Origin of the sequence: uncultured Succinatimonas sp. (assembly GCF_905203285.1) — a bacterium.
GTDB lineage: Bacteria > Pseudomonadota > Gammaproteobacteria > Enterobacterales > Succinivibrionaceae > Succinatimonas.
The window spans coordinates 1-8,306 of record NZ_CAJKVK010000084.1 but is presented as its reverse complement, the minus strand read 5'-3'; the positions used below and the strand labels follow the sequence as shown (position 1 = coordinate 8,306).

At 41.5% G+C, this 8,306-nt stretch carries 9 protein-coding genes, 1 tRNA gene and 1 pseudogene; all 11 read right to left on the bottom strand.

All coding sequences use genetic code 11. The annotated features are described in order from the left end of the window. Positions 1-35: 35 nt before the first annotated feature. A tRNA-Lys gene (locus tag QZ019_RS08115) sits at positions 36-108 on the bottom strand. Positions 109-312: 204 nt separating this feature from the next. Further along, positions 313-1,068 (bottom strand): tol-pal system protein YbgF, encoded by a 756-nt coding sequence (gene ybgF / locus QZ019_RS08110; RefSeq protein ID WP_295484032.1) that lies wholly within the window; start codon positions 1,066-1,068, stop codon positions 313-315. A gap of 64 nt (positions 1,069-1,132) precedes the next feature. After that, positions 1,133-1,678, bottom strand: a complete 546-nt coding sequence (gene pal, locus QZ019_RS08105) for a peptidoglycan-associated lipoprotein Pal (protein WP_295484030.1) — start codon at positions 1,676-1,678, stop codon at positions 1,133-1,135. Positions 1,679-1,697: 19 nt separating this feature from the next. Next, positions 1,698-2,978: a Tol-Pal system beta propeller repeat protein TolB gene (tolB, locus tag QZ019_RS08100; protein ID WP_307761605.1), complete on the bottom strand. Its 1,281-nt coding sequence runs from the start codon at positions 2,976-2,978 to the stop codon at positions 1,698-1,700. 56 nt (positions 2,979-3,034) lie between these two features. Further along, positions 3,035-4,009 (bottom strand): cell envelope integrity protein TolA, encoded by a 975-nt coding sequence (gene tolA / locus QZ019_RS08095; protein WP_295484024.1) that lies wholly within the window; start codon positions 4,007-4,009, stop codon positions 3,035-3,037. A gap of 7 nt (positions 4,010-4,016) precedes the next feature. Next, positions 4,017-4,442: a protein TolR gene (gene tolR, locus QZ019_RS08090; protein WP_294567857.1), complete on the bottom strand. Its 426-nt coding sequence runs from the start codon at positions 4,440-4,442 to the stop codon at positions 4,017-4,019. Between the two features lie 311 nt (positions 4,443-4,753). Next, positions 4,754-5,428, bottom strand: a pseudogene (tolQ, locus tag QZ019_RS08085) (protein TolQ); the annotation flags it as partial. A 19-nt stretch (positions 5,429-5,447) separates the two neighbouring features. Further along, a complete protein-coding gene (locus tag QZ019_RS08080; protein ID WP_295484021.1) occupies positions 5,448-5,864 on the bottom strand; it encodes a YbgC/FadM family acyl-CoA thioesterase in 417 nt (138 codons plus the stop codon). 1 nt (position 5,865) lies between these two features. Beyond that, positions 5,866-6,996: a Holliday junction branch migration DNA helicase RuvB gene (gene ruvB, locus QZ019_RS08075; RefSeq protein WP_295484019.1), complete on the bottom strand. Its 1,131-nt coding sequence runs from the start codon at positions 6,994-6,996 to the stop codon at positions 5,866-5,868. Then, positions 6,996-7,619, bottom strand: a complete 624-nt coding sequence (ruvA, locus tag QZ019_RS08070; protein ID WP_295484016.1) for a Holliday junction branch migration protein RuvA — start codon at positions 7,617-7,619, stop codon at positions 6,996-6,998. The genes ruvB and ruvA overlap by 1 nt, the downstream gene beginning before the upstream one ends. Positions 7,620-7,698: 79 nt before the next feature. After that, entirely contained in the window at positions 7,699-8,232 is a 534-nt protein-coding gene (ruvC, locus tag QZ019_RS08065; RefSeq protein WP_295484014.1) for a crossover junction endodeoxyribonuclease RuvC, read from the bottom strand. Positions 8,233-8,306: the final 74 nt, after the last annotated feature.

Below are 8,306 nucleotides of genomic sequence, written 5' to 3'. Positions count from 1 at the left end.
AACGACCCGTTTAACAAAACAACTCACTGGACCTATGGGCTGTGAGAGATTCGAACTCTCGACCAACGGATTAAAAGTCCGCTGCTCTACCGACTGAGCTAACAGCCCACTCATCAATCCGGCGTTGTTGCCTGACGGAGCGTTATTTTACTGATATTCAGCGGCAATGCAAGACTTTTTTTTAAAATTATTTAAATTTTTTATTATGAAAAGACAAAAATAATAAATATCTTATTGATTTTTATTTAGAAAATTTCTTTAAAAGAAAAGCGCAAAATATTTCTATCTGCGCCTTTTCTTACCTATCCTGATTTACATATTCTGCAGTTCCTGCCGAGAAAGATTTGCTGCAGTATCTGCCGGATATTTATTTATCACCAACTCAAAAAATTGTTTGGCTTTATCCTTATCGCCTTTTAGTTTACTTATAAGTCCTAATTTATATAAAGAGTCAGGACGTTTGGGAGTAGAAGTAAAACGAGCTACATTTAAAAAACTTACTCTGGCTTCATCAAGCTTATTCTGCTTATACTGAACCTGACCGAGCCAATACCATGCATTCGGAGTCAAGCTGTTATCAGGATAACTTTGAAGATATGCTGAAAATTCTTTTTCAGCTGCAGTAAGATCGTTTGCAGTAACGAATTTGTAAGCATTATCGTAGGCTGCCTTTGCTTTATCATCTGCCGTCTTTAAATTACCTTCAAGCGTAAACCCGGAGCTTTGTGACGAAGCTTGATTTGTTCCGTTTTGTGCTGCAGCGCTATTACTGTTAGAAGAGCTGTTTTGCTGTTGTGAAGAGTTTGCCTTTTGCTCAGCAGGTGTGTTGGCAGGCGGTACGGCAGCATTTGCCATCTGCTCTTTAACTTTTTTCAAATCATACTGTAATTTTTCAATGTCCCCGCGCAATGAAGCTATTTGCTGATTATAAAAATCCAATTGATTTTGCATCTCCAGCATCGCGCGCTGCTGTGCATCAAGCTGTTTTTGAATCGACGCGTCAGCAGCAGACACAGAAAAGCTTACAACGCCCAACATTAAAGATAAAGCAAGCAGTGTTTTACGCATGTTGTCTCCATACGAAAACGGCGCATCAAATGACACGCCGCTTTGAAACTCAATTAATTAAAAATTAATAATTAATCACGGCACGACGATTCTTTGCCCAGGCATTTTCATTATGGCCGACGACCAGAGGCTTTTCCTCACCGTAAGAAACGATGGACAACTGATTAACGTCTACGCCTAAATTCTGCATATAACGGGCAACAGCACGAGCACGTCTTTCACCTAAAGCAATATTGTACTCGGGAGTTCCGCGCTCATCGGTATGACCTTCGATAATAATATGGGCATCAGGATTCTCACGCAAATATTTAGCATGAGCCTGCATAACACCTACATAGTTATCATGGATCTGATCGGAATCATAGTTAAAGTAAATGGTATTGTTTTCACGCAAAGCCTCAGGGCCGTTGAAATTGCTGCCGTATCCGTCAGCTCCGGTAACGGTTACTGCGCCATCCGGATCAAGACCTACCTGCACGTCACCGCCCATACCGCTTGCGTCTTCAACCAAGGTGCCGCTTCTTCCGTCTTCGCTTCCCGTGGTTGAACAGCCGGTGAAAGCAAATGCTGCTAACAAACAAACTGCGGCTAAAAAGAATTTTTTATTCATAACTTAAGTTCCTTAAACTTTATTTATCAAGTAACGGACCCCATGCAGGTGAGCTGATTTCGCCTGATGTAGACGGCAAATTAGCTCTAAAGCGCCCATCGGCAGAAACGATAGCCAAGCCCTTACGCCCTTGATATATCGTAGAATATATTACCATACTGCCATTAGGTGCAACACTGGGAGATTCATCCAAATTTGAAGTGGTCAGCATATAAATACTGCCATCTTCATCCATACGAGCAACTCGATAACCGTTATGACGAGTAATCATAATTACCGAATTAGTCCCCGGAATAGGCTCTGCAGACAAATTCATCTGTCCTTGATAAGTTAAGCGCTCTGTCGTACGGGTATTAAAATCAAATTTATAAATCTGAGCTCTGCCGCCGCGCTCTGACGTAAAGAATAATTGTCGACCGTCTGCGGACCAATTAGGCTCGGTATCAATTGCAGGATCTGCGGTAACCCTCTGGATAGCACGAGTATTTACATCATAATAATAAATATCAGGCTGTCCGTCTTTTGACAGCACCATTGCTATTTTTGAACCGTCAGGAGACCAAGCCGGGGAACTGTTCAATCCTTTAAAGTTCGCGATACGGGTACGCTGTTTAGTATTCAAATCCTGAATAAAAATAGCCGGATTTTTATTTTCAAAACTTACATAAACGATTTTTGTTCCGTCCGGAGACCAGCTAGGAGTCATAATCGGCTCTGTCGATTTTAAAATCGGAACTTCATTAAAACCGTCATAGTCAGCAGTCATCAGCTGATAAGGAAACTTAGTTCCGTGACGAAATACCACATACGCAATTCTGGTTCTGAAAGCACCCTTTTGTCCTACGAGTTTTTCATAAACGCGATCGGACACGCGATGTGCAGCCTGACGCATGGTATTAAGACCCGAAGCACCGCGATAATGCGCAATTATCTGACCTTTGTCTTCTCCGACTAAAGACTGCAATAAAAACTCAACCTGATAGGAATTGCCATCAGGATAAACCTTGCCGAAAACTACAGCTTCAGCTCCGGTACCCGCCATAACATCAGTATTTACTTTCTCCCCGTCAAAAGCTCCTGCCGGAATTTGATTTTGTAAAATAGGAGAAAACTTGCCGGAACGCATCAAATCGGCACTGACTACGGAAGCAACATCCACTCCGACATTTGCGGACTGAGCAAAGGGCAAAACCGCAATCTTACGGCCTTCATTAATACCGCCAGTGATTTCGATATTGAGAGCAGCCTGTGCATTTGACATGAGAAACACGCCAAATCCCAAAGCGCCTAAAAATTTCATCAAACGCATCAAAATCCCCTTTTTTAATTCTAAGTTTTTAAAAATTATAGCTTAAGCTAAAGCTTAGGAGTCATAGTTATTACTATGTTATTACAGTCTTTGCACTCTCTTGGAGGCATAGGCAGCATTCCGATAAGTCTTAAGGTATTCAATGCCGAATCACAGACACGTTTATCACCACGACATTTTTCACCGGAAATAACCCCGTCAGATCCTACTTGGATCGTAACGACAACTGTCTTTCCTTGCATTGAAGGATCGATACGCCACTGCTGTTCAATCAAAGTCTGAACTTTTGCACCGTATTGCGAAGCAATTCCCGAACCTCCTCCAAGGCCTTGCCCACCTTCTACTCCGTCAGCGGTACCGAACAATTCTTCTTCAAGTGCATCAGCGGCTTTCTTAGCATCGGCTTTACGCTTTGCTTCAGCTTCGGCTTTCTTTTTAGCCTCTTCTTCAGCTTTTTGCTTTTCCTCTAAAGCCTTCTTTTCGGCTTCAGCCTTTTTCTTAGCTTCCTCGGCTTTTTTCTTCTCCTCTAAAGCTTTCTTTTCAGCTTCAGCCTTTTTCTTAGCCTCTTCGGCTTTTTTCTTTTCTTCTAAAGCTTTCTTTTCGGCTTCAGCCTTTTTCTTAGCCTCTTCGGCTTTTTTCTTCTCTTCTAATGCTTTCTTTTCAGCTTCAGCTTTTTTCTTTGCTTCCTCTGCTTTCTTTAAAGCCAAATCTGCCTGGCGCTTTTGCTCTGCTGCTTTTTGTTCTGCAACACGTTTTTCAAGATCTGCTTCAGCCTGACGACGCTTTTCCTCATTAGCTTTAGTAGTTGCAGGATCTTGTTTTTTTACGACATTAGAATCTTTTTTACGTCCTTGTTCACTTCCTTTTGCCGGAGGGGAAACCATAACTGCGTGCATAATATTTTCCATCCCGTCTTCGGGCTTTTCCGGCTTATCAAGTGAAATATTGGAAGCCAAAATTCCGATAAGCGCCAAATGTAAAATTAAAGCACCGACAAAGGCCGTACCTAAATTTATTTTCACGTTTACCTCACAGCGGATCGGTTACCAATCCGACACTGTTGACTCCACTGTTTTTAAGCGCGTTCATTAATTGAATTACCGCGTCATACGGCACCTGAGCATCCCCTTGGACAACTACAGGACGCGACGGATCTTTTGACAATTCCTGAGCTACAAAGTTTCCAACCGCATCCAAATCAGGCATTTTTGTCGACGAAGTATCAATACTCACAAAATACTGTCCGGCCCTGTCAACTGTTGCAATGATAGGAGTTTTCTGATCTTCATTCATTGTTTCCGCTTCAGCTTTAGGCAAATCAACGGTAACACCCTGCATAACCACCGGAGCTGTGGCAATGAATATCACAAGCAGCACCAGCATGACATCAATGTACGGTACTACATTAATCTCCGCTACAGGACGGGTACGGCGCCTTGATGAATATTTACGCATTTTCTTTAAGACCCTTGTCCGTTATTGATATTGCCCCTACCGGATAAGCTGCGCAAACTTGAAGGAGCTCCGCTTCTTAAAGAACTTTCTTCATTATTTTCATGACTTCGGCGCATGTTTCCCACTCTATAAGTAGGACCTTCAGCCATCGGCTTTTTTACAAAACGCTCCTCTTCTTTATAAGAATTTTCCGCATATTCCTGATTACGATAAGAAGATGAAGTATTTCTTGAAGCAAAATCATTAAAGCTGCGAGGCTTTACCTGATTTTGTGCTTCTTCTCGTTTTGCATTTGCGCTTTTAATGGTAACTAAACGACGATTTAAAATGGTCGCAAATTCATCCATAAAATTTAAATAACGGTTTTCAAGCGCTTCAAGTTTTGTAGTAAAACGGTTATAAAACATGACTGCAGGAATTGCGGCAAAAAGGCCCATAGCCGTTGCAATCAAAGCTTCAGCAATCGGAGGCGCGACCATGGATAACGTTGCGTTTTTAACTGCAGCCAAAGCAACAAAGGCGTGCATAATACCCCAAACGGTTCCGAACAATCCGATATAAGGGCTTATAGAGCCGATAGTTGCAAGAGTAGGCAAATGAGTTTCAAGGTTCTCAATTTCACGAGAAGCCGCAACCTTCATCTGTCTGTAGGTTCCGTCCATCACCACATCCTGATCTGCAGGGCCTGAATTGACAAGGCGCACGAACTCTTTAAAGCCTGCGCTGTAAATCACCTCAAGGCCGATTAAAGAATGCTGACGCTTAACACAATCTTGATAAAGATTGTTCAAATCAATTCCCGACCAGAATTTTTCTTCAAACTCATCAGCCTTTTTACGGCCTAATTTATACTGATTACTGCGCTGAATGATAATTGTCCAAGAAACAACCGACAGAATCAGCAAAAACAACATTACAAGCTGTACCAAAAAACTGGCATTTAAAACAAGCTCGGTAAAAGAAAGAGCGCCGTCACTTCCTTGCATTATTTTTATAACTCCAATATTATGATTTTTGTGTTAAAAAGCCTTGTGCGTATTGATAGGCTTCACTTGGCATCGCTTTGGGCAGTCCCGTTTTCATATTGATAAAAGCAACATCACATTCTAGCTCAAATAAGAGTTCATTTTTCTCATTAAAAATCTGCTGAGAAAAAGAAATAGCTACCTTACGCAGCTTGCTGACCGCACAAGTCACTTTGAGCATATCGTCAAGCTTTGCACTATGTTTATAATGAGCGCTCAAATTAACAATAACAAAGCCTTCTTTATCCTCAAGCATCTTATTTTGCGACATACCCATAGCACGAAGCCATTCGGTACGAGCTTTGTCGCAAAATTTAAGATAATTGGAGTGGTACACGATACCGCCTGCGTCGGTATCTTCATAGTACACACGAAAATTTACTGAAAAATCATTCATGTTATAAACCGGCATCTTTAAATAAATCAGTTGAATCGGCTTTACTAAGACCGAACTTGTCATAAGCTTTTTTGGTAGCGACGCGGCCGCTGCGAGTTCTCTGGATAAATCCTTGCTGAATTAAGTACGGCTCAACAACGCTTTCTAAAGTTTCACGATCATGTCCTAAAGAAGCAGCTAGACTTTCAACTCCTACAGGACCGCCGTTAAAATCAAGAATTACGGAACGTAAATACTGTCTGTCAAAATCATCAAATCCGTCTGGGTCGATTTTTTGCAGATCAAGCGCAGCTTTGGCTATTAATACATTAATCTCACCATTACCGCGGACTTCAGCATAGTCCCGAACTCTTTTTAATAGACGATTGGCAATTCGCGGAGTTCCGCGGGAACGTGCGGCAATTTCCATTGCTCCGTCTTTATCTATTTTAATTTTAAGTTTCTTAGCGCTGGCTTTGATAATCAAAAAAAGTTCTGACGGCGTGTAATATGACAGCTGTAGAATAATACCGAAACGGGCTCTTAGAGGTGAAGTTAACGTTCCTGCCTTTGTCGTGGCACCGATTAGAGTAAACGGAGCAAGACCTATCTTAATGGAGCGGGCAGACGGACCTTCGCCTGTCATTATGTCAACCTGATAGTCTTCCATCGCAGGATACATAAATTCTTCAATGACAGGAGATAGCCGATGAATTTCATCTATAAAAATCACATCGCGAGGCTGCAAATTGGTCAAAAGAGCGGCAGCATCGCCTTTTTTCTCCAAAGCAGGACCTGAAGTCTGCGAAAGATGTACGCCAAGTTCATTGGCGATAATATTTGACAGCGTTGTTTTACCAAGTCCCGGAGGTCCGAAAATCAAAACATGATCCAAAGCCTCACCGCGCTTTTTAGCCGCAGCAAGAGCAATCTCCAGCTGACTTTTAACATCTTCCTGTCCGATATAATCTTTAAGGGTTTTAGGTCGTAAAGCCCTATCTTCAGCAGCTCCCAAACCGCCGGCTTCTGCTTCAATTTCGCTTGCATCCGCTTCAGGACGGATTACCGAATTTATACTTAAATTATCAGCAACAATTCCGCCGCTTTCCTTAACAGAAGAAAATTCATCTTCTTTTATATATTTCTCGACCATCAGCGCTTACCTCCTGAAATCAAGGCAAGTGCAGCTACAATAATTTGTTTCGTATCCATTCCTTCTTTGGCAACGCTGTTGACATATTCAAGCGCTAAAGTTTCTTTATAGCCTAAGCCGATTAACGCCGATACGGCTTCATCTACGGCAATATTATCTATTACTGCCGCCATACCGCTTTCTTTATTTAAATCAGCAACGTTTGCGTCTTTTGTAATCGGCAACTTATCAAGTCTGTCTTTTAGCTCAACCATAAGGCGCTCGGCAGTCTTTTTCCCTATTCCGGGCACTTGAGTTAAAGCGCTGGTTCTGCCGCTTGTCACTGCAATAATAAAATCATGTGCGTTAAACGAAGATAAAACCGCTAGCGCAAGTTTAGGACCGACTCCGTTTACTTTTATAAGTTCTCTAAATAATGTCCTATCACTTAAATCACAAAAGCCATACAAAAGCTCATCATCTTCGCGTACTACATGATGAACATAGATAAATTCTTCTTCATTGACGGAAATTTTTGCAAGAGAAGTAACCGGCATTTCAACTTCATAACCTACGCCGTTAACCTCAATTAATACCGTAACACCGTCAATTCTTAAAACTCTTCCGCGTAAACTGCCAAACAAAATTTTTCTCCTTAATTTTTAAGGCAAATTATATCTTATTGAGCTTTTTTAAAAACTAAAAAGAAGGTTTTTGCTTACTTTAATTTTGAAATCTGCCGTGTCCGAAATTTCCTACAGGCTCTGTAGTGCGCATTGCCTTAGTTACTGCGCTCGTATAACCATGACAAATCGCACAAGCAAGAGCATCAGCAGCATCAGACTGAGGCGTGCCCGATAATTTTAAAATACGCTCAACCATATATTGAACCTGGTGCTTTTGCGCAGCTCCATATCCCACGACCGCTTGCTTTATCTGACGCGGAGTGTACTCGTAAATATCAAGACCCGCATTAGAGCCTGCAATTATCGCCGCCGCTCTTGCCTCGGAAAGCTTAACGGTTGACTGTACGTTTTTTGACAAAAAAGTTTCCTCAATGGCAAAAACCGTAGGAGAAAATTGTTCGATAATAGTTGATACGGCAACAAAAATAGTCTGCAAACGCTTATATAAAACGCCGTTTCCGGCATTAATACATCCCGATCCTAAATAAATAAGAGAAGATCCTTGGGATTTAATTACTCCATAACCGGTTTTACGCGAGCCGGGATCTATCCCTAAAATAATTTCAGACATAAAGATTTATTTGATTAATAGGTAATTCTTTGAATTGTAATATTAAAAATATTTATCAGATATAAATATATTAT

Excerpts from the sequence above, each read along its gene's own strand:
- ruvB (WP_295484019.1), bottom strand. The coding sequence starts at position 6,996 with ATGGTCGAGAAATATATAAAAGAAGATGAATTTTCTTCTGTTAAGGAA.
- tolR (WP_294567857.1), bottom strand. The coding sequence starts at position 4,442 with ATGCGTAAATATTCATCAAGGCGCCGTACCCGTCCTGTAGCGGAGATT.
- ybgF (WP_295484032.1), bottom strand. The coding sequence starts at position 1,068 with ATGCGTAAAACACTGCTTGCTTTATCTTTAATGTTGGGCGTTGTAAGC.
- tolB (WP_307761605.1), bottom strand. The coding sequence starts at position 2,978 with ATGAAATTTTTAGGCGCTTTGGGATTTGGCGTGTTTCTCATGTCAAAT.
- ruvC (WP_295484014.1), bottom strand. The coding sequence starts at position 8,232 with ATGTCTGAAATTATTTTAGGGATAGATCCCGGCTCGCGTAAAACCGGT.
- QZ019_RS08080 (WP_295484021.1), bottom strand. The coding sequence starts at position 5,864 with ATGAATGATTTTTCAGTAAATTTTCGTGTGTACTATGAAGATACCGAC.
- pal (WP_295484030.1), bottom strand. The coding sequence starts at position 1,678 with ATGAATAAAAAATTCTTTTTAGCCGCAGTTTGTTTGTTAGCAGCATTT.